The sequence below is a fragment of the Geodermatophilus sp. URMC 64 genome (assembly GCF_053502555.1).
In genome coordinates this window covers 3,482,637-3,506,431 of record NZ_CP199955.1, presented here as the reverse complement: position 1 = coordinate 3,506,431, position 23,795 = coordinate 3,482,637, and the positions used below count along the sequence as shown (strand labels likewise).

Sequence of the window (23,795 nt, the reverse complement as noted above, 5' to 3'; positions counted from 1 at the left end):
CTCGCCTCCTTGGAGCCCGTGATGACGGCGAGATCGCCGATCTCGCCGGAAAGGTAGGCACATGACCGACGTCCCCGTGCCGACGCTGGTCGGGGAGAGCGTGGTGGTCGAGCCGGACGCCGTCCGCATCCTCGACCGCCGGGTCTTCCCGTTCGAGCGCACCTGGGTGACCTGCCGCTCGTACGAGGACGTCGCCAAGGCCATCGAGGACATGGTCACGCAGAGCCTCGGGCCGCCCTTCGCGGCCGCCGGCGGCATGGTGCTGGCGGCGCGCTCGGCTCGCGGTATCGACGCGGTCCGGGAGGCCGCCCGGCGGCTGGTCGCCACCCGGCCGACCAACAACGGCATCCGGGACGTCGTCGGGGAGCTGCTCGCGGTCGCGGAGAGGGGCGGGGACGTCGAGCGGGCGGCCGACGCCCTGGCCCAGCGGTACCGAGCCGGCTACCGGGCGCTGGGCGAGCACGCCGCGCCCCTCATCCCGGACGGCGCCACCGTGCTCACCCACTGCTGGGCCGACGCCTACCTGACCGAGACGGTCGCCGCGGTGCTGCGCTCGGCCAAGCGGATCGCCGCGATCTGCACCGAGACCCGCCCCTACCTGCAGGGCGCCCGGCTGACCGCGGAGAGCCTGGCCGAGATGGGCGTGCCCACCCGGCTGATCACCGACGGCATGGCCGCGCACCTCATGAGCCGCGGCGAGATCACCACGTTCGTCTCCGGCGCGGACCGGGTGACGATGGACGGGTCGGTGGTCAACAAGATCGGCACGCTGCAGATCGCGGTGTCGGCGCAGGCCTTCGGGGTGCCGTTCGTCGCGCTGGTGCAGGCCCCGGACCGGCAGGCGGCGACGGCCGCCGACGTCGAGCTCGAGGACCGGGACGGCGACGAGGTGCTGCACTGCCTGGGCCGGCGGACGGCGTCGGCGCGGGTGACCGGCGTCTACCCGGCCTTCGACGTCACGCCGCCGCGGTTCGTGAGCGTCGTCGTGACCGACCGCGGCCGCTTCGCGCCGGCCGACGTCGCCTCCTACTACGCATGAGGGCGCCGGCGAGGACGCGCGAGGAGGCGGTCGAGCAGCTGATCGAGGTCGGCCGGCTGTCCGTCGAGCGCGGCCTGGTGCTGGCCAGCGGGGGCAACCTGTCGGCGCGGCTGCCCGGCGCGGCCGAGTTCGTGGTGACCGGCGCCGGCACGTGGCTCGACCGGCTCGCACCCGCCGACTTCAGCACGATGACGCTGGACGGCGAGGTGGTGGGCGGCGCAGAGGGGCCGTCCACCGAGTGGAAGCTGCACCAGCGGACCTACCGGGCGCGGCCGGACGTCAACGCGGTCGTGCATCTGCACCCGCAGCACGCCGTCCTGGTCGACGCCCTGGGCCACCCGATCCGGCTGATCACGCTCGACCACGCCACCTACGTGCACTCGATCGGCACGGTGCCGTACTTCCCGAACGGCTCGGACGAGCTGGCCGACGGCGCCGCCGCGCAGGCCCGGGAGCACGACTGCATCGTGCTGTCCCACCACGGCTGCTCGGCGCTCGGCCCGGACGTCGGCACGGCCTTCCGGCGGGCGCTCAACCTCGAGGAGGCCGCCGTCGCCACCTACCGCTGCTTGCTCCTCGGGGACACGACCACCGCGTTCCCGACGGGTGTTCCGCTGCACCGATGAGTTCCCGCCGCGGCCGTCGTTCCAGTAGGCAGAAGGCATCACACCGCTGCGGAGAAGAGGCAGGTCATGGACTGGAAGCTCGAAGTCGTCGTCGTCCCGGTGAGCGACGTGGACCGTGCGAAGGAGTTCTACGCCGGCAAGCTCGGCTTCGCCCTCGACACCGACTTCGCACCGAACGAGCACTTCCGCGTCGTGCAGGTGACCCCGCCGGGCTCGGCGTGCTCGATCGTGTTCGGCAAGGGCCTGCCCTCGGGCTCGCAGATGAAGGGCTGTCAGTTCGTCGTCGCCGACATCGCTGCGGCCGCCGACCAGCTGACCGCCGCCGGGATCGAGCACAGCGGGATGGTGCACTTCGCCGACGGAGTGCAGACGCCCGGGCGCGACCCGCAGGACGCCGACTTCGGCACGTTTGTCTTCTTCGACGACCTCGACGGCAACACCTGGTCGGTGCAGCAGGGCAAGCGGTGACCGCGGCGCTCGAGCGCGACTTCGACGCGGCGACCGCGCCGCACCGGCGGGAGCTGCACGTGCACTGCTACCGGATGCTGGCCTCCTTCGACGACGCCGAGGACGCCGTCCAGGAGACCTACCTGCGCGCCTGGCGGGCGTGGGACGGCTTCGACGGGCAGCACCCGCGTGCCTGGCTGTACCGGATCGCGACCAACGTGTGCACCGACCTCATCCGCGCCCGGGCCCGGCGCGCGCCCGAGCGGGCGACCGAGGTCGCCTGGCTGACGCCGTACCCCGACCGGCTGCTCGACGAGATCCCGGCGGACGACGCCTCGCCGGACGAGCTGGCGGTGGCCCGGGAGACGATCGAGCTGGCCTTCCTCGCCGCCCTGCAGGTGCTGCCCGCCCGGCAGCGGGCGGCGCTGCTGGCGAGGGAGGTGCTCGGCATGCCGGCCGCGGAGACGGCGGAGCTGCTGGAGACCAGCGTCGCCGCGGCGAACAGCGCGCTCCAGCGGGCCCGGGCCACCATGGCCCAGCACCTGCCGTCGCACCGCGCCGACTGGTCGGCCCGCGAGCCGAGCCCGGCCGAGAAGGAGTTGCTCGACCGGTTCATCGCCGCGCACGAGCGCTGCGACGCCGCGGCCGCGCTCGCGGTGGCCGCCGAGGACATCCGCGTCACGATGCCGCCCTACCCGTGGCGCTTCGACGGGCGGGACGCGCTCGCCCCGCTCCTGGAGCGCGCCTTCGGGCCGGACCGGGACGGCGACTGGCGGCTGCTCGCCACCAGCGCGAACCGGATGCCGGCCGCGGCGAGCTACCTGCGCCGGCCCGGCGACACGGTCTTCCGTGCCTTCAAGCTCGACGTGCTGCGCATCGAGGACGGCGCGATCGCCGAGATCACCACGTTCGGACCCGCTCTGTTCGAGGCGATGGCCCTGCCGCTGACGGTGGAATGAGCCCGGGTCGGCGACGATGTGCGCGGGCAACGGTGTGCGCACGGTGCCAGGTGCAGGTGGCGGAACTGTCGGTCCGCGCACACCGTCAGAGGGGGCGCGAGGGGGCTGCGCGGGACGGAGGACTCGACCATGCTGCGGGGCATGACTGATGCCTCCGGTCCTCCGTTCCGCGCCGACCACGTCGGCAGCCTGCTGCGACCCGAGAAGCTCCTCGACGCCCGCGCCCGGCACGCGGCCGGCGAGATCGACGACGACGAGTTGCGCGGCATCGAGGACGAGGCGATCGCCGACGTCGTCCGACTGCAGCGCGACGTCGGCCTGCGGACGGCGACCGACGGCGAGTTCCGCCGGGCGACGTGGCACATGGACTTCATCTACTCGATCAACGGGATCACCAAGGTGGAGGGCCAGGGCCGGCCGGTGCACTTCCGCAACGCCGACGGCACGATCGACTGGACGCCGGCGGGGCTGCACGTCGACGGCCCGCTCTCCATCGACCGGCCGATCTTCGGCGACCACTTCGCCTACCTGCAGAGCCAGGTGAGCGAGGACCAGACGGCGAAGTTGACGATCCCGTCGCCGTCGATGGTCCACTACCGCGGCGGCCCGGCGGCGATCGATCCGGCGGTGTACCCCGACGAGGACCAGTTCTGGGACGCGCTGTCGGCCGCCTACGCGTCCCAGGTGCGGGGCATCGCCGCGCAGGGCTGCACCTATCTGCAGCTCGACGACACCAGCCTCGCCTACCTCAACGACCCGGCGCAGCGGGCCGAGCTCGCCGAGCAGGGCCGCGACGCCGAGCACCAGCACGAGCGCTACATCCGGCAGATCAACGCCGCGCTGGCCGGGCGGCCGGAGGGGCTGACCGTCACCACGCACATGTGCCGCGGCAACTTCCGCTCCTCGTGGGTGGCCGAAGGCGGCTACGACTTCGTCGCCGAGGCCCTGTTCGGCGGGCTGGAGGTCGACGGGTTCTTCCTGGAGTACGACGACGCCCGCTCCGGCGGGTTCGAGCCGCTGCGGTTCGTGCCGCCGGGCAAGCGCGTCGTCCTCGGCCTGGTGACGACCAAGCGGCCGCAGCTGGAGAGCAAGGACGAGCTCAAGCGGCGCATCGACGAGGCGGCGAAGGTCGTCCCGCTGGAGCAGCTGTGCCTGTCCCCGCAGTGCGGCTTCTCCTCGACCGTCGAGGGCAACAACCTGACCCGGGACGAGCAGATCGCCAAGCTTGCGCTCATCGTCGAGACCGCCGAGGAGGTCTGGGGCTGAGGGCCCTGCCCCCGGCACCCACCCGGGACTAACGTCGCCGTCCTCCCGACCGCTCCCTGCGACGGAGGAGGGCTCATGCCACGCGGCGTCGAACTGCGAGAACTGCACCCGGCCTTCGAGGCCGGCTACAACGCCCACGACCTCGACCAGGTCCTGGCGCTGTACGCGCCGGGCGCCACCCTGGCGCGGCAGGACGGCACGTACCTCACCGGCCTCCAGGCGATCCGCGAGGAGCTGGACGCGTTCTTCTCGGTGCCGGGCGGCCGGCTGTCCATGAGCACCCGCTACGTCATGGAGTCCGGCGACCTGGCGCTGCTGAGCGCGGAGTGGACGCTGTCCGTCGGGGACGAGTCGGCCACCTGCGTCTCGTCGGAGGTGGCGCAGCGGCAGCCGGACGGCGGCTGGCTGTGGATCCTCGACCACCCGTTCACCGTGATGGACCCCGCCGCGATGGCCAGCGCCTGACCGTCGCGGGGGAGCGGGATACGACACCGTTCCGTCCGGTGTTCCGCGACGGCGCTCCGGGGAGGACGCTGCTTCCACGGCTCTCCTCAGCGAACGGGTGCGTCGATGGAACTCCTCCACCACCACCACGGAAAGCACCGGCGCCGGCGCAAGCGGCTGCGCCTGGCGCTGATCGCCGTCGCCGTGCTCGCCGCCGGGGCCGTCGCCGCCGTGCTGTGGTGGAACGGCGACGACACACCGCAGGCCCGCGGGAGCACCCCGAGCGCCGACACCGAGCGCGCGGAGCCCTCGCCCGACGGGACGGCGACCCCGGCCGCACCGGTGACGGTGGCCAGCTCGGCCACGCCCACGCTGGGGGAGGCGATCGCCGTGGGGACGGCGCCGCACGCCGTCGCGGTGGCCCCCGACGGACGCTTCGCCTACGTGGCCGACCCCGCCGACGGGGCCCTGTACCGGGTGGACACCGAGGCCCGCCGCGTCACCGGCAAGATCCTGGTCCCCGAGGGGCCTCCGCAGATGCTGGCGTTCTCCCCGGACGGCCGGCAGGCCTACGTCAGCGTCTACACCGAGGACTACACGACCGGCCTCGTGGCCGTCGTCGACACCGCCACCGACGCGGTGGTCGGCCGGGTCCCCGTCGGCCCCGGGCCGTACGCGCTCGCCCCCAGCCCGGACGGCCGCCTGCTCTACGTCGCGCTGTACGGCGGCGACGAGGTGGTCGTCATCGATCCGGTCGGGGGCACGGTGGTCGGCCGGATCCCGGCCCCCCCGAGCCCGCACTGGATCGCGCTCAGCCGCGACGGCCGCACGGGGTACGTCGCCAACCACTTCTCCGACGAGGTGAGCATCCTCGACCTGGCGGCGCGGCGGGTCGTCTCCGAGATCCCCGTGGGCGACGCCCCGCACAGCGTCGAGATGTCACCGGACGGCACGAGGCTGGCGGTGGCCGACTACCTCAGCAACGACGTCACGCTGATCGATCCGGCGACCGCCGCCGTCGTCGCGACCGTGCCCGCCGTCGGCGCCGGACCCCAGGATGTCGCCTTCGCGCCGGACGGCCGGCACCTGTACACCACCAACGGCGGTGACGGCACCGTCGCCGTGGTCGACGTGGCGGCCGCGACGGTCACCGCCCGGATGCCCACCGGGGTCAGCCCGACCGGCGTCGGGCTGACCCCGGACGGCAGCACCGCGTTCGTGACCAACTTCGACGACGGCACCGTGGCGGTGCTCGAGACGGGGTCGTGAGGACGCCGGTCAGGGGTCGACCAGCTCCCGGAGCCGCGCGGCGTCGTCCTCCGTCCACCCGGCCGGCCGCAGCACCTGGGCCCAGGCGTCGACGTACTCGCGGGTGTAGACGTGCCCGTGCCCGGACGGCACGCCCGACGCGAACGGCAGATCGGCGGTGACCTGCCAGAAGGTCACGAACGGGATCCACGTCATCTCGCCGAGGACGTCGTCGCCGGGCGCCTCCTCCAGCCAGTCCGGCCGCGCGTAGATCAGCTGCGGGCTCCACCACACGATGGGGTCCGAGGAGTGCATCACGTAGAGCACCCGCGATCCGCTCCACGCCGAGTCGACGGGACCGATCACACCGGCCGGGTCGTCGGTGAAGCGCACCGTCCGCCCGTCCCGGTACTCCGGTGCCACCTCGGGGCTGCCCTCGTCGCGGCCGTCGACGAACTCCCGGAAGAGCGTGTTGAAGTTCGGCGGACCGGTGAAGATGGCGCCGCCGGTCCGGTTGCGCAGGTCGTACTCGCCACTGAAGGCGGTCTCGCCGCCGAAGGAGCCCAGGCTCTCGCCGACGACGACGAGCCGCGGCCGGTCGGTGAGCGGCAGCCTCGACCAGCGGTCGTACACGACGTCGAACAGGTCCCGTCCCGCCTCGCGCGCCCGGTCCTGGTCGACCAGGTAGGACATCACCGACGGCAGGTAGGAGTACTGCATCGCGACCGTCGCGACGTCGCCGCCGGTCAGGTACTCCACCGAGTCGACCGCCCCGGGATCGACCCAGCCGGAACCGGTGCTCGTCACCACGACCAGCGTCGCGCGGTCGAACCCGCCGGCGCGCTGCAGGTCGTCGACGGCGAGCCGGGCCCGCCGCTCGGGCGACGGGGCCGAGTCCAGGCCGGCGTACGCCCGGATCGGCTCCTGCGCCGGGGCGCCGGTGAACGCGGCGATCTCGGCCGCGGTCGGGCCGGTCCCGGTGAAGCTGCGGCCCTCCCGGCCCAGCGACGTCCAGGAGACCAGCGACGCGGGGCTGCCGGATCGCTCCGGCACCTCGGGCCGGGTCACCCCCTCGTCGGTGCGCCCGTTGCTCAGGGAGAAGGTGCGGTCCGCCGCCGAGACCAGGGCGTCGAGCACGACCCCGTTGCCGATCAGCAGCGCGCTGACGGCGACGACGGCCCAGCCGACCGCCCGCGCCGCACGCTCGCCTATCCACCGGTTGAGCCGGCTGGCCAGCCACCGGTAGACCCAGCGCAGCGCCCGGGACACCGCGATCAGGAACGCGAACAGGACCGCGGCGACCAGAGGGACGACGAGCAGCGAGCTCAGGCCGTCCGGCGGCAGCCCCATCAGCTCCCGGATCCGCGTCTGCCAGGAGCGCCCGAACGCCGAGGCGACGGTGAACAGGACCAGCGCGACGACGGCGAACACCTGCCAGGAGCGGCGGCGGGGCGGGCGCTCCTCCCGGTCGGCGAAGGCACGCCAGATCCACGCGGCCAGCACTCCAACGCCGTAGCCGATCGCCGCGGTGATGCCGCAGACGATCCCCTGGATCAGCCCGCTGCGCGGCAGCAGGGACGGCGTCAGCGACAGGCAGGCGAACACCAGGGCGCCGGAGAGGCCCGGCAGCGTGTACCGCCAGCGCCAGCGCCAGCGCTGCAACCGTCGCTCGGGTCGCGCCCGCTTCCGCGTGCCGGCCGGCGCCGGTGCCGGCGCCTCGACCTGGTCCAGTGTCGTCATCTGCCCCACCACCAGCGGTCCGAGAGCGGGTCGGAGCACGGGGTCCTGCGGGCGTCGGGGCGCGGGCCGGCGCTCGGGGGACGAGCGTAGGGCGGTCGGCGGCACCCGGTCGACCACCGCAACCAGGACCGGTGACGTTGGTCCCGAGCAGTTCTCCCGGGTCTCGGTCCGGCCGGCGTCGCAAGGGCTCCGGAACAACGCCGTTCCCTCTACGCTGGCCGGCGCACCATTCCCCGGTATCAACCGCTGGGTCCTGCGCCTCTTCTGCACGGGACACCGTCGGAAGGGGGCGCCGTGGACATCCGGAGCCGGCGGTCGGGCCTGCCTGCGGTCGCTCTCCTGTGCGGGCTGGTGCTGTGCGGTTGCTCGCCCCAGGCGGCGATCTCGTCATCGTCGGCGTCGCAGGCGGCGTCGTCGGATACGGCATCGCCGACCGGGCAGTCGCCCACGACCTCGCCGTCGTCAGCGATGTCGGCCGGTTCGTCCTCGTACTCGTCACCCGGGTCTGCGGCGTCCGGGGCAACGGCGTCCTCGGCATCGCGGACATCGGCATCCCGGACATCGGCTGCGCCGCCGCCGTCGGCATCCTCGCCGTCGGCGTCCTCGTCCTCCCGGTCGCGGTCGAATCCCAATCCGCCGCCGGGGACGACCTCGTACGACCTTCCCGGGAAGGGCGACGACCTGCACCAGCAGCAGCAGTGGGAAGAGGGCCTCCGGAACGGCTGCGACGACGACGGCTTCGAACGGGACTGTCTGACGTTCAGCTACGAGGTGTACGCGGAAGAGGGCGGCGCGCGCACCCCGATCGTCAATCCCGGCGACGAGTACGACGACCGCGACGGCACGTACAGCTGCCGGGTGGAGCGGCTCGAGCCATCGCCGAAGACCCCGGTGCCGGTCGGCACCGTCATCCACCTCACGATCGTGTGCCGCGCGGACGAGGAGCAGCCCGGCGGCGGGGGTGAGGACGACGGCACCGGCGGCACCGACCAGGAGGACGGGACCGCACCGTGAGGTTCCCGACCGAGCACGTCGCCGCGGCGGCTCCGGACGGTGCGGTCCGCGAAGCGGGATCCGACGACTCGCCCACGACCGCCGATCGCGAGCCTGTCGCCCAGGTGGCGAGCAGCGACGTCCCGGGGGATGCGTCCTACGAAGCGGCCGTGGCCCTGCCCCGTGTCATGCAGGTGCTCGGCTCCGTCGTCGCCCCGACGACGCTCCTCACGGGGTTGTTCTTCTACTTCGGCCTGCTCTACGCGATCGCGTACTACCGGTTCTTCGGCATCAACTACACCGTGCTCGAGCTGCCGTTCACGGGCGTCCTGACCCTCAGCGCCAGCGCGGCGGTCCTCCCGCTGGCCGTGCTCGCCGGCGCGGCGCTCCTGGTCCTGTGGGTCTACCGGCAGCCCCTGGACCGGGCATCCCCGGCGGCGCGGCGGCTCGTCGTCCGGGGCCTGCTTCCCGCGGTGGCCGCGGCCGGCGCCGTGCTGCTGGGCCTGGTGGGAGCCGACGTCCTCTTCGGCGCGCCGGTGTTCGGGAAGTTCTACGAGGGCCGCGGACTCAGCCTCACCATCGGGATGGCGTGCCTGGGCTATGCGTCCCGACTGCGTCGCACGTTCCTGCGCTCGCGGCGCGCCCGTCGGTCCACGGGCGAGCCGGTCGCGCTGACGGTGGCGAAATGGGTGTGTCTCTGCACGCTGATCGGCGTCGGACTGTTCTGGGCGGTCGGCAGCTACGCGCTCCGGGTGGGCCTGGAGGATGCGCGCGGATTCGCGGTCCATCTGGCGTGCGGGCCGGACGTGACGCTCTACAGCGCGCGCAGCCTCAACCTGGGAGCTTCCGGCGTCGCCGAGGAGCGCTCGCCGGACACCTCGCCGGAGACGGAGCAGGGCTACCCCTTCCGGTACCCGGGGCTCAAGCTCGTTCCGCAGCCCGGGGAGCAGTACCTCCTGCTCCCTCCCGACTGGGCGCCCGATGCGCGGCCGGCAATCCTCCTCCCGCGTTCGGACAGCCTGCGGCTCGAGTTCGTGACGGTGCTCAGCACTCGTCCCGCGTACTGCTGACGGAGCCCGCCGCTCCCTCCGCACGCGCGGCGCGGGCCCGGGTTCTTGCGCCCGCGGCTACCGTCCGCAGGGTGACCAGGAAGCGGGCCGTCGTCCCGGTGCTCGCCGTGGCCGCGACCCTCCTCGTCGGCTGTGACCAGACGGCGTGGCTCGACGAGGTCGCCCGGGCGGCGATGCCGACCGACGCTCCCGGCCTGGCGGCGTTGCTGCGGGAGGGCATCGCGGCCCTGCGCTCGGCGCACGTCGACCTGGAGGCCACGGCCGCCGGCGCCACGATCACCGGTAGCGGCGACGAGACGCTGGACGACGGGCGCACCGAGACGCTGGACCTGACCCAGACCATCCCCGGCGCCGGGGACATCCGCGTGGTGCTGGTCGACGGGGAGACGTACGTGCAGCTGCCGGAAGCGGTCAACCCCTCCGACAAGCCGTGGCTGCTCATCTCCTCGACCAGCGGCAATGCGGCGGTGCGGCGACTCGCCGCGTCCCTGGACTCGCTCACGCAGTCCAGCAACCTGGACCAGTACGCCACTTTCACCGAGGCGGCGACGCTCGAGGTGGTGGGGGAGGAGGAGGTGGCCGGTGTGGTCGCGACCCACTACGCGCTGACCGTCGACGTCCTGCAGCTCCCGAACGACATCCCCGGCCGGCGGGACCTGCTCAGCGCCGGCGTGGTGCGACTGCCGGTGCAGTTGTGGGTCGACGTCGAGGGCCGGCCGGTGCAGGCCGGCCAGGAGCTGACCGTCCAGGGCCAGGACGTCGCCACGGTGGTGACCTTCAGCGAGTTCGACGAGCCGGTCCGCATCAGCGCCCCGCCGGCCGACCAGGTCGCCACCGCCTGAGGACACCACCCGACCGAGGAACATGACCGCGAAAGCACTTGTCGCCGGCACCGCGGGGTTGCAGGGTGGGCCCCGTGGATTCCTGGCCATGGGGTGGGCCGGACCTGTCAGCCGGCAGCATCGAGGTGAAGGCAGAGCCCGACGGCGTCGTCCTGCACATGCAGGGTGAGATCGACGCACTGGCGATGGACCGGTGGCGGAACTCGACCCACGACGAAGCGCCGAAGGTCATCGCGGTCGACGTCGGCGCGATGACCTACATCGACTCGACCGGCCTGGCCTTCCTCGTGCAGTGGGCGAAGGACTGCGCGCTGGAAGACCGGCCGGCGCTGATCCGGGGGGCCACCGCCCGGTTCGACCAGACGCTGGAGCTCATCGGGCTGAGCTCCATGTTCGTCCGCGAGGGCTGACGGGAGGGGCCGGTCACCGGACCCCGTCCAGCAGGCCCAGTCGCTCGAGGACGCCGACCAGGTAGAGCCGGCGGGGACGGATCAGCTCCGGGACGTTGCACCACCCGTGGCCGGCGACCTGCGCCATCCGGCCGAGGGTGCGATCGACCTCGGCACGCGCGTCCTCGGGTAGCTGCGCGTACACCGCGACGAGCTGTGCGCCGGTCAGCTCCGGCAGGCTGGGCCCGGCCGGCACCGGCACGTCGGCTGCCGGAGCAGCGGCCGCGACGGGCGCGACCGGTGCGGCGGCGACCGGGGCCGCCGGGGCGGTCTGGGGCGACGCGGGGACGACCGGCCGGCTCCGCGGTGCCGCCGGGCCGCCGCCGGCCAGCAGCCGGCGCAGGTAGGCACCGGGGTTCTTGATCTCGGCGAACCGCGCGGAGATCTCCCGCAGGGCGGCCTCGAGCACCTCCGGGTCGGCGGTGCGGACGACGGACTCGGCGTCGAACACGCCCCACTGCTCGAGCATCGCGACGACGTCGGCTGCCGGAAGGCCCGCGACGACGGCCGGCAGCGGGGCCGGACCCGACTCGTCCGCTCGAGCCGCGACCGACGGCGGCGTCAGCCGCGCGTCGGGAGTCGAGAGAGATGAATGATCTTCATTCATCTCATCCTCATGACGGTGACTGCGCGCACCGGTGTCGGAGAACCTGCCACCGGTGCGACCTGCGGATCCGGTCCTGATGTCAGGTGTGGTGACACCGGTCGACGTGATGTCGGTTTCGGTGACATCGGCTGCCGCAGAACCGGCGTTAGCTTTCGTGACAACGGTGGACGCATCACCCAACGGCCGGTCACTGAGCGTGAGGGTCTGCCGGCGTTCGACCGCGCGGTAGAGCTCCGGGCAGAGCACGTACCGGCCGCGGCCGAACCGGTCGGCACGCCCGCCGACACCGCGGGCCTGCTGGCGGTCGAGGAAGCCGGCCTGCTCCAGCTGGGTGACCATCTCGCCGGCCTTCTGCCGGCTGCAGCCGAGCTGCTCGGCGAGCTTCGTGGCGTTGGTGTCGACGACCAGGCGGTAGCCGTCGTCGCCGGCCATGCAGATCAGCGTGAACAGCGCCGAGAACAGCTTGACACCGAGGGCCTTCTGCAACTGCAGGGCGGCCTCGGGCATCACGGTCACCTTCAGGCCGCCGCCGGGCGCGATCCCGTCGGTCGTGTAGGCGGCGATGGTCTTGGTGACCTCGAAGACGAGCGTCGGCCGGGCAGCGGTCGGCGCACTGGCCCCCGGCACCGGGGGAGGGGGAAGGGTCATCGTCAGGCGACTTTCTCTGGCGCTGGGCGTGCGGCACCGCAACAGCGGACCCACTCGTCCCGAAGGCAACAGAACAACCCGGCGGACCCTGCTAGCCTGTGTGGCGTCTACTCCGGAGGCTTTCGCAGGCCGTCGGGCGTGTGCGTGGCATCAGCTGGCAGGCTGGTGCCACGTTGCGTTTCTGGGGGCGATCAGCTCACGACGCCCCTCCCGCAGGGCGCGTCAGTGGTGTGCGGACGCATCGTCACCGCATCTTTCTCCTGCATCGCGACGATCACGCGGCGGCGCCGGCGACCACGTCGGGCACCGACAGGGTGATCACCAGCAGCGACGCGTCCGGCAGCGGGTAGCTGCGCAGGTAGTCCGCCAGGCCGCCGGCGTCGTTCAGGAGCTCGACGTCGCCGTCCCCGTCGATGACCACCAGGCCGCTCCAGCCGGGCTGCAGCCGCTTGCGCTTGAGCCGTAGCGCATCACTGAGCCGGCGCAGCTGCTCACCGCGGACACCGAGCCGGTGCGCGGCCATCGCGAAGCGGCCGACGGCCAGATCGCTGGTCGAGTAGAGGACCGGGCGGGTGTCGCCGCGACGGCGTCGCTGCTCGGCGCCGAGCACGCCGGCGCGCTCGAAGGTGTCCAGCTCCGTCGCCGTCAGTCCGAGCTCGTCCTCCACCTGTGCGCGGGTGTAGAACCCCGGCTCACGAGAGGTACGGCGCGCTCGGGTGGGCGCCGCGCTGCTCGTCGCCACCAGACCTCCTCGAGTTACACGCGTGTGATTGACCGGCGAAATCCTCACACGCGCCGAGGAGCCCGCCCGCACGACTCGCGGGGTCCGTCCCGGGAGTTCGCGGGGTACGTCCCTCCAGTCCCAATCGGGGGGCGAATCCCCGGAGTGGTCCCACGCCCTGCGTCGGCTCTTCGGGGGTGACCCTCCCTAGTTGCGAAAGTGCTCAGCTTGCGCAATTACTCACACCATTTCTGCCGTCAGTTGCGCAATGACTGCTCCGTCGCGACCCGTCACTGGGTCAGAGCGTTGCGGGTAGCGTGGCTCGGGATTCGCAGGCGCGACGAGGTGTTGCGCAATGACCGACGCGAGGTTGCGCAACATGACGGATTCGGCGGCCGACGGCCTCGAGGGTGACTTCCTCACGGTGGAGCAGCTGGCCCAGCTGCGCCAGGTCACCCCGGCGGCCATCCGCGCACAGCTGCGGGCCGGCAACCTCGCCGGTGAGCAGGTGCTCCAGGGCCAGCGGACGGTCTGGCGCATCCCGGTGAGCGTCGCCCGCGGCTACCTGGGGAAGGCGGGGGGTGCGGTTCCCGCGGCGCCACCCGAAGCGCCGCCGTCCCCGCCCGGTCGGGCCGCGGACGTCCGGCCGGCACCGCCGGCGATCGCGTCGGAACCGGATCCCGTCCCGCGCACGGTCGGACGCGGCGTGGCCGCTCCGGCGTCGTCCGGGCGGGTCGAGGCGCTCGAGACCGAGGTGCGCCGGTTACGTCGCCAACTGTCGGCGCTGGCCGAGGCGCACCGCCGGCTGCTGGACGCCCTGACCGCCGACCTCGACGAGGCGTGATCGGTCGATCCGGTGCTCACCGGGCCGAGGGACGTCCGTTCTGGTGGGACTCCCGTATGCCGGGGGCGGCCACCTGGTTCCCCTCGGCTGAGCCGGCCCGTTCAATGCGGGAAGTGGACTGCCGAGCACTCCGGAAGGTGCACCGATGGCCGTGGACGTCCTGCCCTCCTGGGTCGAGCCGGAGCTGGCGACGCTGACCCACGACCGGTTCTCCGACCCGGCGTGGATCTTCGAACGGAAGCTGGACGGCGAGCGGTGCCTGGGTTTCGCCGACTCGTCCGGGGTGCGGCTGATGAGCCGGAGCCGGAAGGAGATCACGGCGACGTTCCCCGAGGTCACCGGCGCGCTGACCGCCCAGCGCCGCCGGGACCTGCTGGTGGACGGGGAGATCGTGGCGTTCGACGGGGAGCAGACTCGGTTCGAGCGGCTGCAGCACCGGCTCGGCGTCGTCCGTCCGTCCGAGGAACTGCTCCGGGAGGTGCCGGTCGTCTACTGCGTCTTCGACGTCCTCTTCGCCGACGGTGAGGACGTCCGGTCGCGGCCGCTGCTGGAGCGCAAGGAGATCCTGGCCCGCAGCCTCGGATTCGATGGCCCACTGCGGTTGACCGAGCACCACGCTCGGGACGGCGAGGCCCTCTACGCGCAGGCCTGCCGGGACGGCTGGGAGGGGCTGATCGCCAAGCGCGCCGACTCCCCGTACCTCGGCGGGCGGACGCGGGACTGGCTGAAGTTCAAGTGCCTGAACGAGCAGGAGTTCGTGATCGGCGGCTACACCGACCCGCAGCGCTCGCGGGTGGGCTTCGGCGCGCTGCTGCTCGGCTACTACCACGGCGACGACCTGGTCTACGCCGGCAAGGTCGGCACCGGGTTCGACACCGCGACGCTCAGAGATCTGCGGAACCGGCTGGCCCCGGCGGAGCGCGATGCCCCGGCGTTCACCGAGGGGCGGTTGCCGGCGCCCCGGGGAGTGCACTGGGTGCAACCGCGCCTGGTCGCCCAGATCGGCTTCGCCGAGTGGACCGACGACGGTCAGCTCCGCCAGCCGCGGTTCCTCGGCCTGCGCGACGACAAGGACCCGGCGGAGGTGATCCGCGAGGTGCCGGAGTGACTCCCGCCGGTCCGCGCACGGCGCCGGTCAGTCCGGGGACCGCCCGGTGTAGCTGAGCAGGTCACCCGGCTGGCAGCCGAGGATCTCGCACAGGGTGGTGAGGGTGGAGAACCGGATGGCACGTGCGCGGTCGTTCTTGAGGATCGACAGGTTCGCGATGGTGATGTTCGCGCGCGCGGCGAGCTCGGTCAGGGTCATGCCCCGCTCGGTCAGTAACGGGTCGAGGTGCACGCTGATCTGGTGCTCCGCCTGCTCCGGCGCCATTCAGATCGTTCCCGCGACGTCGTCCTGCAGTTCCGCGCCGTGAGCGAAGACCGCGGCGAGCGCGAAGGCCAGCAGGCCACCGAGGAGGAGGCCGCCCGGCAGAGTGAATCCGGCGACGCCGAGGTCGACCGACGCCTGGGGTGGCAGGTCGTCGAACAGCGCCGTCCGCAGCGAGTAGTCGACCACCTCGACGACGAGTCCGCCGGCGACCAGCAGTGTTCCGAGGCTGCGCAGCCGGCGGACGTTGCTCGGACCGAAGGGGTCGTTTGCGCACCACGGACTGCAGGAGTCCGCGCACGAGCCACAGCGCGCCGATGACCAGCGCGAGCGGGCCCATGTCCCGCGCCGACTGCAGCAGCATCTGCCCGACCGTGGGATCCCTGACATCGACGGTGACGTCGGCCCAGGAGTCAAAGACGAGCGCTGACGGGAGTGGGCCCAGGTCCTCGGTGGAGATCTGCATCGGGACCCGGAGCGTGTCGCCGTAGGGGAGGGAGTCGCTTTTGTCGATAAGCCAAGCCCCGTCGGACACCTGGACGGAGCTGGGGTCGGACAGCAACGAGTCCGCACGAGGGGGCTGTGGGTGCGGTACCGGCTGCTCGTGCGGACTCGGTGCGGAGCTCGGCCGCCGACCTGCAGCAGAACCGCAGGTCGGCGGCCGTAAGACTCAGATGTCGTAGTACATCGCGAACTCCCCCTGCGTGATTGAGGACTCCTGGCTGTCAACGGATAGTGCCGCTGACCTGAGCTTTCAAGGTTGTGCACATATGGAGGCGGACGGGTCTCGCTGAACGTCTTGGGGACTAAATGGGGACTGGAGCTGGGGGCTCACCGCGTTCTCTAGTGCCGCGTCAAGCGGTGACGCCCTTGAGGAAGGGGGAGATGGCAAGACTGACGCTGGCGTCCCGTCGCGGCCGCAGGCCCATCCCGAACGGACGCGCAGCGCCCTTGGGGCGACCCGCTGAAGCCGGCACGCTCGGCCCGGCTGTTGAGCGGTGCTCCCGCCGCTCAGCTCAGCCGACCCGGACTACGTGTCGCGGGGGTGGCGATGTCTGCAAGGAAGCAATCAGCGTCGCTAGCGCGAAGGACGCCTCGCTTCTCGCAGCCGTTGCCAGATGGGCTGAGCAAGGGTCGGCTCCCCCTGGGTGGCTTGCAGAAGGGCGTACAGGGCGCGGGTGTCGATGACGAGGCCGTCGGACTCGATAAAGATCTTCAGGACATCGCTACGAGTCGCCAGCGGGTCCGGCCGGAGGTCTGGGTCTTCGAACGGACTTCCTGCGGACTCCATGCGGACCGGCGTACTGCGGGGCTACGATGCGCGACGCGCCGGCACGTAGCGACTCCATGGCGCGGACGAGTGAGCCGATGCAGAAGGGTTGCCGGTCCCGGCCGTTGCTGGGCCACGGTGAGTGACCCTCTCGGGCCGGCTTCGGAATCAATCCTACCGACGCCGCAGCCCTCGAGAGCGCGAGCGCCGCCACGCGCGGCTCTGCACGAAGCACGTTCATCGACAGGACCGATCGAGTGACCCAGGAGCTGCGACCGGCGCGCTGCGTAAACAGCTGTGAATCATCGCTCTCGCCGACGACACGGTGCCGGACTGGACAGCGCTAGTCGTCGAGAGCGACCGGGGGCGCCCGACGACCGCGAGCGGACATGGTTTGAGTGGGTGGTCACAGTGGAAGAGTCAGCGGCGCTTCGCCAACCGGACGGACGGCCGCGTGGACGAGCCGACGAACGGCACGGCAATAGCCTACAACTCCCCGGACGCGACTGGCACAATGCGCGCTGCTCGCGAACGTTTCGCCCAGGAGGGACGGCTCGGTGGACACCCGGTTCGAACTTCGCCTCCACGAGAGGTCAGAGCAGCGGCCAATTGGCCAAACGACGAGCGTCTTCGCCCCCCCGATGAGCGGCTTAGGCGCGGTTGATAGCGGATTCGGCGAGGACAAACTCGGCCGCCACGACTTCGTTGAGATCTACCCCGATGCCGACCCGAAAGCCAGCGCAAGGTACATCGAGGAACTGCGGGCCGCGGCAGGTCCTGACGTTGAGATCAGCACAGATCAATCATTCGTAGGCAATCCAGCACCCTCCGGGATGGCCGGCGCCTATTTTCAGGATTTGATTCTCACCTTCGGTTCTGTCGCGTCGCTGACGGCTGTACTGAAAGCAAGCAAGGACGTCCTTATTGAGTGGCTCCGAAATCGACCCGCACGAAAAATTGTCATTTCACAGGGCGCAGACACTATCGAAGTGAGCGGGCCGAACGCTGTGAGGGACCTGGAGTCCGCCGTCGCCCTAGCTGACCGGAAGGCGGCCGCAACAAGGCAAGGGGACAGCCGATGACATTCGCTCGCGGGCCCTGTTGTAGCGCGGCCTACTGCTCCCGCCTCAAATGCGCGCGCAAAGCCTTGGCAGCAGGAGGCTTAGTACCTCAACCCACGGTGCCGACCACCTCGGCGTCCGGGCCGTCGGCAGTGCCTACCTCGGCAATGCAGGGCACTTAGGCGCCTCCTGATCGCAGTCAACAATCACGAGCTCCGGCCCCCACTCTGCCAGGGCGGCTTGAGGGGGTCCGAGGACGTTCGTCCAGGTGTATATCTGCAGGTCAGGTCCGCGTGCGGTCTTGGGCGAACTAGCCCGAACACCCCTGAACGCCGCGCCTTGGCCACCACGGTGGCACGGAAATGCGGCCTGACTGGAGCGCTCAGACGTCCCCAGGGTGGCCGACGTTTATCGTGAGTGCGCGACCGGAGGCCGGGGACGCCGGCGTTAGGCGCGCGGGCGCGGGCGGCGGCGGTGACTCCGTCACGAGCGAGGCGGGATGAACCGACGGAAGGCCGGCACCGCCGCCGCGGCCACGCCGACGTGCATGAGCATCAGAAAGACCACGCCCGCCGTCGTCGTGCCGGGCTGCGAGTCGGCGACCAGCAGCATGGCGTCAGGGATGAACGAGAGCAGGACAACCGCGGGTACCAGTACGCGCAGCACGTTCGAAGCGTTGCGGCTGCGCGCGACGACGACGTGCCATCCGATGGCGCCGACGATCGCGCCCAGAACCGCCAGCGACCCGTAGACGGGCAGGGTGAGCTGTTGGAACTCCGCGGGGATGTCGAAGAGTGCACGGGCGAGCAGGGCGATCGCGCTGGTGACCACGAGGGCTCCAGCGGCGGCAGCGACGGCAGCGAGGGCCGTGGACTTCCAGGACACCGCAGGGATGTCGAGTGTCGACGTGCTGGTCATTTCGGTTCTCCAGTTGGGGTGGTAGGTAAGACGTCGAGCGGACGGCCCGGCACGGGGATCAGGCCTGCAGAGCGGCTGCTGCGGCGACAGCGTCGGCCAGCGGAGTCGGCGCACGGCCGATGAGCTTGTCGAGGTCATTGCCTTCGACGTAGTGCTCTCCGTCGGCGACGGCGCGGTCGAAATCGGCATAGAGCGCCGCGACCGGCTCGGGCAGCCCGGCGGTGACGAGGATCTGGGCGTACTGCTCCACCGGTACGTCGGCGTAGGCGACGAGCCGACCCGTGACCTCGGAGACGGCCGCGGCGAGCTCGCTCATGGTGAAGGCCTCGCCGCCGAGCTCGTAGACCGCGCCCTCGTGCCAGTCCGCGGTGAGAACGGCGGCGGCTGCCGCGGCGAGGTCGGCCCGGGTGGCGGCGCTGACCCGGCCGGTGCCGGCCGAACCGACAATCCCGCGCTCCAGGTACGTGCCCAGCTGGCCGGTGAAGTTCTCGGTGTACCAGCTGTTGCGCAGGACCACGTGGGGAACCCCGGACTCGGCCAGGACCTTCTCGGTGGCCAGGTGTTCGGCGGCCAGCGGCAGCGTCGAGGTGTCGGCGTGGGGGAAGCTGGTGTAGGCGATCAGGCCCACACCGGCGTCCTTCGCCGCCTCGATCGCGTTGCGGTGCTGCACCGGCCGCTGGCCGACCTCGCTGCCGGAGACCAGCAGAAGCTTGTCCGCTCCGGCGAACGCGGTATGGAGCGAGTCGGGGTCGTTGAAGTCAGCGCGGCGCACGGTGACGCCGCGGTCCTGGAGGTCGGCGAGGACCTCGATGCGGCGGCCGGTGGCGACGATCTGCTCGGCCGGAACGCCGCGATCGAGCAGTGCTTCTACGGTCAGGCGGCCGAGGCGGCCGGTGGCGCCAGTGACGACGATGGACATGCGGGTCGTTCCCTTCGCGGAGTGGGAGATCGGAGGCTCAGGCGGCCTGGAAGGAGCGCCGGGAGAGCCCGAAGCTGTAGCCGTCCAGGGCGGTGACCACGGGGGCGGTGGGGTCGGTGGCCGCGCCGAGAGCGACGAACAGCGGGGTGAAGTGCTCCACCGTGGGGTGGGCGTAGGGCAGGCCCGGTGCGTTGGAGCGGTAGCGGGAGAGCTCCGCGACGTCGCCACGCTCCAGGGCGTCGGCGGCCCAGGCGTCGAAATCGGAGGACCAGCCGGGCACCTCGGTCCCCTCGAGCATTCCTCGGGTGATGAACGGCAGGCCGTGCGTCATGTGACCGGAACCGATCACCAGCACGCCCTCCTCGCGCAGCGGGCGCAGCCGCTCCCCGATGGCCAGCAGCCGGTCGGGGTCCTCCGTGGGCAGGGACAGCTGCAGCACCGGGACGTCGGCGGCCGGGTACATGATCTTCAGCGGCACCCACGAGCCGTGGTCCAGACCCCGACTGGCGTGCTGGTGCACGTGCTCGGTGTCCGGCATCAGGCCGACCACGTCCCGGGCCAGCTCGCTGGCGTCGGGGGTGTCGTAACGGAACGTGTGGTACAGCGGGTCGAAGCCGCCGAAGTCGTAGACCAGCTCGGTGGGCCGGGTGGCGCTGACCGACAGCGGCGCGGACTCCCAGTGCGCGGAGACCACGAGAATGGCCTTCGGCTTCGGCAGGGAGCGGGCCCACCCGTACAGCGGGTTCAGCCACTCCGGGCGCCAGAACGGCATGGGGCCACCGCCGTGAGACAGGTAGAGGCTTGGCAGCGCCCCGTCCTCCGGCGTCCAGGGCCGGTGCGGCTCGAGGTCGGCGACGCGACGCAGGTGCTGGGCGAAGAGGTGGTCGGCAGGGATACGGGCGTCGGCGGCGGCGGTCGTGGCGGGACCGAGCAGGGTCATCATGGCTCCCAGTTGGTTGTGCAATCAACTAACAGTCTGCGCCAATTCACTTGTCCCGGCAAGTATTTCGGCAGAGATGTGAGTGGGCCCACTCACGGGCCGGCACCGGCAGGCCAGACGCGCCCTGCCGGTCCGCTGCGGTGAGGCGGACCGGTAAGGCGAGCCGTCAACGGGGCTGCGGCTTGCTCTCGTTCAGCCCGTAGACGCGCCCGTCCACGCCGCGGAAGTGGCGGTAGGCGTAGTCCAGGTCGGGCACCCGGTTGATCTCGCCGAGCAGCTCCCCGCCGGCGGCGGCGATCTCGGCACTGGCCGCCTCGACGTCGTCGACCCTGAAGCCGAAGGCGATGGCGCCGTTGTAGCCGAAGTCCGGGGCGGTCTGCGGCGTGTAGAGCTCCAGCATCCCTCCGTCGGGGAGCGCGTACACGAAGACGCCCTGCATCTCCATGGCCAAGGGGAGGCCGAGGGTCTCGGTGATGAACTTCCTCTGGGCCTCCAGGGCCTCCGGTTCGACGGTGATGGAGTGCCAGGTGATTGCGTTGACGATCATCGCGGTGTCCTCTTCTCGGTGGGTGTGACTGGATCCGGGCGCGGGCGCATGGGCACGCCTGGCTGGGTGATCCCGTTCGCGGGATGTCGATCAGACGGCGTCGCGGCGCCAGGCGACCGTCAGGCCGGCACGCGCGCCGAAGCGCTCGAGATGGCCGCCGAGGGCGTGCTCGAGACGGCTCAGCGTCTCGGCGTCGGGGGCATCGGCGTGCAACGTGAGCACGTCGGCGCCGACGACAATCCGGGCGCGGGCGTCCCCGACGGTGGTCGTCCAGGCGCCGGCTGCCTGCTCGGTGAAGGGAGCCTTGCGGCCGAGGTGGGAGACCAGCTGCTTGGCGTAGCGGGCCGGGGCGTCTGTGCGCACATCGGCGCGCGAGGACAGGGTGGTCATGGTGTCTCCTGGTCGGGGTCGTGCGGCCGGGTAAGAACATCCCGTTGGTGTTGGCCGACTCGGCCGGAACTGGCTGCAGGACGTCCCAGTGCTCGACGATCCGCCCGTCCTGGACACGGAAGATGTCGACGACGGCCTGCCCGAGGTCATCGGGAGAAACTTGAGGTTGTAGTGCAGGACGACAAGGTCGTCCTCGGCGAAAACCCGCTTGAGGTGGAACGACGCATCCGGAGCCTGCGCGAAAGCGGGACGAAGTGTTCGGGGGCGACGTCGGCGCCCGGACCCTTGCGTCGGGTAGTCGCTGTGTCCGTCGCCGGCCGGGCGGGCGGTCCTGCCGTCCCGACCAGCGACGGAGGTGCTCAGTCCTGAACGGTGACGACGAGCTTGCCGCCGGCTCCGCCGCCGGCGAGGCGGCCCAGGCCCTCGGAGGCCTGCTCGAGGGACAGGACGTCGGCGACGGCGACCTTGAGGTTCCCGGCAGCGGCCTGCTCGGCCAGAGGCGCCAGGACGTCGCGGGTGGGGGTGGCCATGACGGAGGTGCCGGTGAGCCCGGCCTCGGCGAGGGTGGCCTCGTCGGGCACGGCCGCCACACCTGCGACCTTTCCGCCGTTCCGGACGGCGGCGATCGGGGTGCCGGAGGCGTCCATGCCGTAAAGGCTGATCAGGGCGTCCACGCCGTCGGGGTAGGCGGCGCGGACCTGCTCGGCCACCGATCCGGCGGTGTGGTCGATGACCCGGGAGGCACCGAGCGCGGTGAGCCGCTCGGCGTCCTCCGGCTTGCCGGTGGCCACGACGGTCACGCCGCGGGCGGCCAGCAGCTGGACGGCGAACGAGCCGACGCCGCCGGAGGCGCCGTTGACCAGCACGGTCTGTCCCGGCTGCGGGTCGATGGCATCGATGGACTGGGCAGCGGCCGCGCCGGCCAGGGGCAGAGCGGCGGCGGAGGTGAAGTCCAGCCCGGCCGGCTTGTGCGTGACCGCGGCGGCCGGGAGCACGGCGTACTCGGCCAGCGTGCCGGCCGAGATCGGCGGGGCCAGCAGCACGTGGCCGAGCACCTCGTCGCCAACCGCGACGTGGTCGACACCGGCACCGACAGCCTCCACGACGCCGGCGGCGTCGCGACCGATGACGACCGGGTACTCGTGCGGCAGGCCCATCTGGGCCAGGAACCCGGCGGCGACGGCGTTGTCGATGGGGTTGAGGCCGGCAGCCTTCACCCGGATCAGGACTGTGCCCTCGGCGGGCTGGGGGGTGGGCAGGTCGGCGAGCTGGGGCTGCTCGCCGGCGGCGGGAACGTGCAGGGCGCGCATGACAGAACTCCTGGTAGTTGCGATCGAGCGGGAGGGATGGACGGGCGTGCACTCCGGGCCCACGGCGGGCCGGGAGGAGAGAGAGGGAGGAAGTGGTGCAGCGGTTGACGGCGACGTCGACCGTCGAAGGTCAGAAGGCGTACGGGCCGAAACGGCCCCAGGCGACGAAGGCGGCCAGGGCGAACAGCACCAGGTTGACCACGATCATCTGCGGTTCCTTGCGGCGGCCGTGGGTAGCCGCGGCGCCCAGCATCAGCAGAGCCAGGCCGCTGGCCGCGATCGGCACCAGCACCGGAACGATGTCCAGCGCGGCCGGGAGGATGAGGCCGATGGCGCCGAGGACCTCCAGGGCGCCGATGCCCTTGACCGCCCCGTCGCTGAAGTCCTCGGTCCAGCCCATGCCGGAGTCGGCGAGCTTCTTCTTCGGCTGGCTGAGCTTCATCAGCCCCGCGCCGAGGAAGGCGACGGCCAGCAGTCCGGCGATGATCCACAGGACGACGTTCACGGATGACTCCTTGGAAGGGTTTACTTGATGACGCAAGTGACGGTAGACTACGACTAGTTGCAGCGTCAAGTATCTCGCCCGAGAATTTGTTGATCCGTCAAGTCAGGAGGAAGCCGTGGAAGCGGTCGAGGAACCCCGGTGGCTGACCGCGCAGGAACAGGAGACGTGGTTGGCCGTCCTGTCGATGGTCACCTGGCTTGCCGACGCGGTGGATGGACAGCTGCACCGCGACGCAGGGATCAGCCACTTCGACTACCAGGTCATGGCCATGCTCTCCATGTCCCCAGGGCACACGCGACGGATGAAGGAGGTCGCCGCACTGGCGAACGGGTCCCTGACCCGCCTTTCCCGGACCGTCGACCGACTCGAAGCGCGCGGCTGGGTGACCCGCCGGCCCGATCCCGAGGACGGCCGCTCGACGCTCGCGGTGCTCACCGACGCCGGCTGGGACAAGGTTGCCGCCACCGCACCCGGCCACGTATCCGAGGTACGCCGCCTCGTGTTCGACCCGCTGACCAAGACCCAGGTCCGCCAGCTGCACGACATCGCCACCAGGATCGGGGCCGTCGTCCAACCCGAGGGCTGCCTCCCCACTCTGCCGGCGCCGGACGCCCACTGAGCCG

At 71.6% G+C, this 23,795-nt stretch carries 28 protein-coding genes; 15 read left to right on the top strand and 13 right to left on the bottom strand.

Annotated features, from left to right (window positions below; genetic code table 11):
* Positions 1 to 61: 61 nt before the first annotated feature.
* The 7 genes from ACWIYF_RS17065 (at position 62) to ACWIYF_RS17035 (ending at position 6,050) form a co-directional block, all read left to right on the top strand.
* Positions 62 to 1,039: a s-methyl-5-thioribose-1-phosphate isomerase gene (locus tag ACWIYF_RS17065; RefSeq protein WP_448624021.1), complete on the top strand. Its 978-nt coding sequence runs from the start codon at positions 62 to 64 to the stop codon at positions 1,037 to 1,039.
* Complete coding sequence (locus ACWIYF_RS17060; RefSeq protein WP_448624020.1) at positions 1,036 to 1,665, top strand: class II aldolase/adducin family protein; 630 nt, start codon at positions 1,036 to 1,038, stop codon at positions 1,663 to 1,665. The genes ACWIYF_RS17065 and ACWIYF_RS17060 overlap by 4 nt, the downstream gene beginning before the upstream one ends.
* 66 nt (positions 1,666 to 1,731) lie before the next feature.
* Positions 1,732 to 2,133, top strand: coding sequence for a VOC family protein (locus tag ACWIYF_RS17055; RefSeq protein WP_448624019.1), 402 nt, complete (start codon positions 1,732 to 1,734; stop codon positions 2,131 to 2,133).
* The gene (locus tag ACWIYF_RS17050; protein WP_448624018.1) at positions 2,130 to 3,071 is read left to right on the top strand and encodes an RNA polymerase subunit sigma-70; all 942 of its coding nucleotides are present in this window, start codon (positions 2,130 to 2,132) and stop codon (positions 3,069 to 3,071) included. Before ACWIYF_RS17055 ends, ACWIYF_RS17050 begins: the two co-directional genes overlap by 4 nt.
* Positions 3,072 to 3,212: 141 nt before the next feature.
* The gene (locus ACWIYF_RS17045; protein WP_448624017.1) at positions 3,213 to 4,337 is read left to right on the top strand and encodes a 5-methyltetrahydropteroyltriglutamate--homocysteine S-methyltransferase; all 1,125 of its coding nucleotides are present in this window, start codon (positions 3,213 to 3,215) and stop codon (positions 4,335 to 4,337) included.
* A gap of 75 nt (positions 4,338 to 4,412) precedes the next feature.
* Positions 4,413 to 4,802: a YybH family protein gene (locus ACWIYF_RS17040; RefSeq protein WP_448624016.1), complete on the top strand. Its 390-nt coding sequence runs from the start codon at positions 4,413 to 4,415 to the stop codon at positions 4,800 to 4,802.
* Positions 4,803 to 4,907: 105 nt separating this feature from the next.
* A complete protein-coding gene (locus ACWIYF_RS17035) occupies positions 4,908 to 6,050 on the top strand; it encodes a YVTN family beta-propeller repeat protein (protein WP_448624015.1) in 1,143 nt (380 codons plus the stop codon).
* 9 nt (positions 6,051 to 6,059) lie between these two features.
* Here the strand turns inward: ACWIYF_RS17035 and ACWIYF_RS17030 are convergent, their stop codons facing one another.
* Together ACWIYF_RS17030 and ACWIYF_RS17025 are read right to left on the bottom strand one after the other, a co-directional pair.
* Positions 6,060 to 7,769 (bottom strand): alpha/beta hydrolase, encoded by a 1,710-nt coding sequence (locus tag ACWIYF_RS17030; RefSeq protein ID WP_448624014.1) that lies wholly within the window; start codon positions 7,767 to 7,769, stop codon positions 6,060 to 6,062.
* Between the two features lie 239 nt (positions 7,770 to 8,008).
* Complete coding sequence (locus ACWIYF_RS17025) at positions 8,009 to 8,401, bottom strand: hypothetical protein (RefSeq protein WP_448624013.1); 393 nt, start codon at positions 8,399 to 8,401, stop codon at positions 8,009 to 8,011.
* A 139-nt stretch (positions 8,402 to 8,540) separates the two neighbouring features.
* Here ACWIYF_RS17025 and ACWIYF_RS17020 point away from each other — a divergent pair, with 139 nt between their 5' ends.
* The 4 genes from ACWIYF_RS17020 to ACWIYF_RS17005 all read left to right on the top strand — a co-directional run bounded on the left by ACWIYF_RS17020 (position 8,541) and on the right by ACWIYF_RS17005 (position 11,084).
* Positions 8,541 to 8,783 (top strand): hypothetical protein, encoded by a 243-nt coding sequence (locus ACWIYF_RS17020; protein ID WP_448624012.1) that lies wholly within the window; start codon positions 8,541 to 8,543, stop codon positions 8,781 to 8,783.
* 149 nt (positions 8,784 to 8,932) lie between these two features.
* Positions 8,933 to 9,832, top strand: a complete 900-nt coding sequence (locus tag ACWIYF_RS17015) for a hypothetical protein (protein ID WP_448624011.1) — start codon at positions 8,933 to 8,935, stop codon at positions 9,830 to 9,832.
* A 71-nt stretch (positions 9,833 to 9,903) separates the two neighbouring features.
* Complete coding sequence (locus ACWIYF_RS17010; RefSeq protein WP_448624010.1) at positions 9,904 to 10,674, top strand: hypothetical protein; 771 nt, start codon at positions 9,904 to 9,906, stop codon at positions 10,672 to 10,674.
* 74 nt (positions 10,675 to 10,748) lie between these two features.
* Positions 10,749 to 11,084: an STAS domain-containing protein gene (locus ACWIYF_RS17005; RefSeq protein ID WP_448624009.1), complete on the top strand. Its 336-nt coding sequence runs from the start codon at positions 10,749 to 10,751 to the stop codon at positions 11,082 to 11,084.
* Positions 11,085 to 11,097: 13 nt separating this feature from the next.
* Here ACWIYF_RS17005 and ACWIYF_RS17000 read toward each other — a convergent pair whose 3' ends face one another.
* Positions 11,098 to 12,378, bottom strand: coding sequence for a hypothetical protein (locus ACWIYF_RS17000; RefSeq protein WP_448624008.1), 1,281 nt, complete (start codon positions 12,376 to 12,378; stop codon positions 11,098 to 11,100).
* A gap of 274 nt (positions 12,379 to 12,652) precedes the next feature.
* A complete protein-coding gene (locus ACWIYF_RS16995; protein WP_448624007.1) occupies positions 12,653 to 13,120 on the bottom strand; it encodes a hypothetical protein in 468 nt (155 codons plus the stop codon).
* Between the two features lie 358 nt (positions 13,121 to 13,478).
* Here ACWIYF_RS16995 and ACWIYF_RS16990 point away from each other — a divergent pair, with 358 nt between their 5' ends.
* Together ACWIYF_RS16990 and ligD are read left to right on the top strand one after the other, a co-directional pair.
* A complete protein-coding gene (locus ACWIYF_RS16990; RefSeq protein ID WP_448624006.1) occupies positions 13,479 to 13,943 on the top strand; it encodes a hypothetical protein in 465 nt (154 codons plus the stop codon).
* A 145-nt stretch (positions 13,944 to 14,088) separates the two neighbouring features.
* Positions 14,089 to 15,051 (top strand): non-homologous end-joining DNA ligase, encoded by a 963-nt coding sequence (gene ligD, locus ACWIYF_RS16985; protein WP_448624005.1) that lies wholly within the window; start codon positions 14,089 to 14,091, stop codon positions 15,049 to 15,051.
* 27 nt (positions 15,052 to 15,078) lie between these two features.
* Here ligD and ACWIYF_RS16980 read toward each other — a convergent pair whose 3' ends face one another.
* Positions 15,079 to 15,315, bottom strand: coding sequence for a helix-turn-helix domain-containing protein (locus ACWIYF_RS16980; RefSeq protein WP_448624004.1), 237 nt, complete (start codon positions 15,313 to 15,315; stop codon positions 15,079 to 15,081).
* Positions 15,316 to 15,501, bottom strand: a complete 186-nt coding sequence (locus ACWIYF_RS16975) for a hypothetical protein (RefSeq protein ID WP_448624003.1) — start codon at positions 15,499 to 15,501, stop codon at positions 15,316 to 15,318.
* 1,638 nt (positions 15,502 to 17,139) lie between these two features.
* Between ACWIYF_RS16975 and ACWIYF_RS16970 the strand changes: the two genes are divergently transcribed.
* Positions 17,140 to 17,664, top strand: a complete 525-nt coding sequence (locus ACWIYF_RS16970) for a hypothetical protein (RefSeq protein ID WP_448624002.1) — start codon at positions 17,140 to 17,142, stop codon at positions 17,662 to 17,664.
* A 462-nt stretch (positions 17,665 to 18,126) separates the two neighbouring features.
* Here the strand turns inward: ACWIYF_RS16970 and ACWIYF_RS16965 are convergent, their stop codons facing one another.
* The 7 genes from ACWIYF_RS16965 to ACWIYF_RS16935 form a co-directional block, all read right to left on the bottom strand.
* Positions 18,127 to 18,561, bottom strand: a complete 435-nt coding sequence (locus tag ACWIYF_RS16965; protein WP_448624001.1) for a DUF6069 family protein — start codon at positions 18,559 to 18,561, stop codon at positions 18,127 to 18,129.
* A gap of 58 nt (positions 18,562 to 18,619) precedes the next feature.
* Entirely contained in the window at positions 18,620 to 19,480 is an 861-nt protein-coding gene (locus ACWIYF_RS16960) for an SDR family oxidoreductase (RefSeq protein ID WP_448624000.1), read from the bottom strand.
* A 37-nt stretch (positions 19,481 to 19,517) separates the two neighbouring features.
* Positions 19,518 to 20,420 (bottom strand): dioxygenase family protein, encoded by a 903-nt coding sequence (locus tag ACWIYF_RS16955; protein WP_448623999.1) that lies wholly within the window; start codon positions 20,418 to 20,420, stop codon positions 19,518 to 19,520.
* A 166-nt stretch (positions 20,421 to 20,586) separates the two neighbouring features.
* Positions 20,587 to 20,967, bottom strand: coding sequence for a VOC family protein (locus tag ACWIYF_RS16950; RefSeq protein ID WP_448623998.1), 381 nt, complete (start codon positions 20,965 to 20,967; stop codon positions 20,587 to 20,589).
* Positions 20,968 to 21,057: 90 nt separating this feature from the next.
* Positions 21,058 to 21,357 carry a DUF2218 domain-containing protein gene (locus tag ACWIYF_RS16945; RefSeq protein ID WP_448623997.1) on the bottom strand — a complete coding sequence of 100 codons (300 nt, stop codon included), beginning with the start codon at positions 21,355 to 21,357 and terminating at the stop codon, positions 21,058 to 21,060.
* Between the two features lie 359 nt (positions 21,358 to 21,716).
* Positions 21,717 to 22,667, bottom strand: a complete 951-nt coding sequence (locus ACWIYF_RS16940) for an NADP-dependent oxidoreductase (RefSeq protein ID WP_448623996.1) — start codon at positions 22,665 to 22,667, stop codon at positions 21,717 to 21,719.
* 130 nt (positions 22,668 to 22,797) lie between these two features.
* Complete coding sequence (locus ACWIYF_RS16935; protein ID WP_448623995.1) at positions 22,798 to 23,172, bottom strand: DoxX family protein; 375 nt, start codon at positions 23,170 to 23,172, stop codon at positions 22,798 to 22,800.
* 115 nt (positions 23,173 to 23,287) lie between these two features.
* Between ACWIYF_RS16935 and ACWIYF_RS16930 the strand changes: the two genes are divergently transcribed.
* The gene (locus ACWIYF_RS16930; protein ID WP_448623994.1) at positions 23,288 to 23,791 is read left to right on the top strand and encodes a MarR family winged helix-turn-helix transcriptional regulator; all 504 of its coding nucleotides are present in this window, start codon (positions 23,288 to 23,290) and stop codon (positions 23,789 to 23,791) included.
* The last annotated feature ends 4 nt before the right edge of the window (positions 23,792 to 23,795 follow it).

Coding starts and splice junctions, on each gene's coding strand:
- ACWIYF_RS17065 (WP_448624021.1), top strand. CDS start 62: ATGACCGACGTCCCCGTGCCGACGCTGGTCGGGGAGAGCGTGGTGGTC.
- ACWIYF_RS17060 (WP_448624020.1), top strand. CDS start 1,036: ATGAGGGCGCCGGCGAGGACGCGCGAGGAGGCGGTCGAGCAGCTGATC.
- ACWIYF_RS17055 (WP_448624019.1), top strand. CDS start 1,732: ATGGACTGGAAGCTCGAAGTCGTCGTCGTCCCGGTGAGCGACGTGGAC.
- ACWIYF_RS17045 (WP_448624017.1), top strand. CDS start 3,213: ATGACTGATGCCTCCGGTCCTCCGTTCCGCGCCGACCACGTCGGCAGC.
- ACWIYF_RS17040 (WP_448624016.1), top strand. CDS start 4,413: ATGCCACGCGGCGTCGAACTGCGAGAACTGCACCCGGCCTTCGAGGCC.
- ACWIYF_RS17035 (WP_448624015.1), top strand. CDS start 4,908: ATGGAACTCCTCCACCACCACCACGGAAAGCACCGGCGCCGGCGCAAG.
- ACWIYF_RS17030 (WP_448624014.1), bottom strand. CDS start 7,769: ATGACGACACTGGACCAGGTCGAGGCGCCGGCACCGGCGCCGGCCGGC.
- ACWIYF_RS17000 (WP_448624008.1), bottom strand. CDS start 12,378: ATGACCCTTCCCCCTCCCCCGGTGCCGGGGGCCAGTGCGCCGACCGCT.
- ACWIYF_RS16990 (WP_448624006.1), top strand. CDS start 13,479: ATGACGGATTCGGCGGCCGACGGCCTCGAGGGTGACTTCCTCACGGTG.
- ligD (WP_448624005.1), top strand. CDS start 14,089: ATGGCCGTGGACGTCCTGCCCTCCTGGGTCGAGCCGGAGCTGGCGACG.
- ACWIYF_RS16980 (WP_448624004.1), bottom strand. CDS start 15,315: ATGGCGCCGGAGCAGGCGGAGCACCAGATCAGCGTGCACCTCGACCCG.
- ACWIYF_RS16965 (WP_448624001.1), bottom strand. CDS start 18,561: ATGACCAGCACGTCGACACTCGACATCCCTGCGGTGTCCTGGAAGTCC.
- ACWIYF_RS16960 (WP_448624000.1), bottom strand. CDS start 19,480: ATGTCCATCGTCGTCACTGGCGCCACCGGCCGCCTCGGCCGCCTGACC.
- ACWIYF_RS16955 (WP_448623999.1), bottom strand. CDS start 20,420: ATGACCCTGCTCGGTCCCGCCACGACCGCCGCCGCCGACGCCCGTATC.
- ACWIYF_RS16950 (WP_448623998.1), bottom strand. CDS start 20,967: ATGATCGTCAACGCAATCACCTGGCACTCCATCACCGTCGAACCGGAG.
- ACWIYF_RS16945 (WP_448623997.1), bottom strand. CDS start 21,357: ATGACCACCCTGTCCTCGCGCGCCGATGTGCGCACAGACGCCCCGGCC.
- ACWIYF_RS16940 (WP_448623996.1), bottom strand. CDS start 22,667: ATGCGCGCCCTGCACGTTCCCGCCGCCGGCGAGCAGCCCCAGCTCGCC.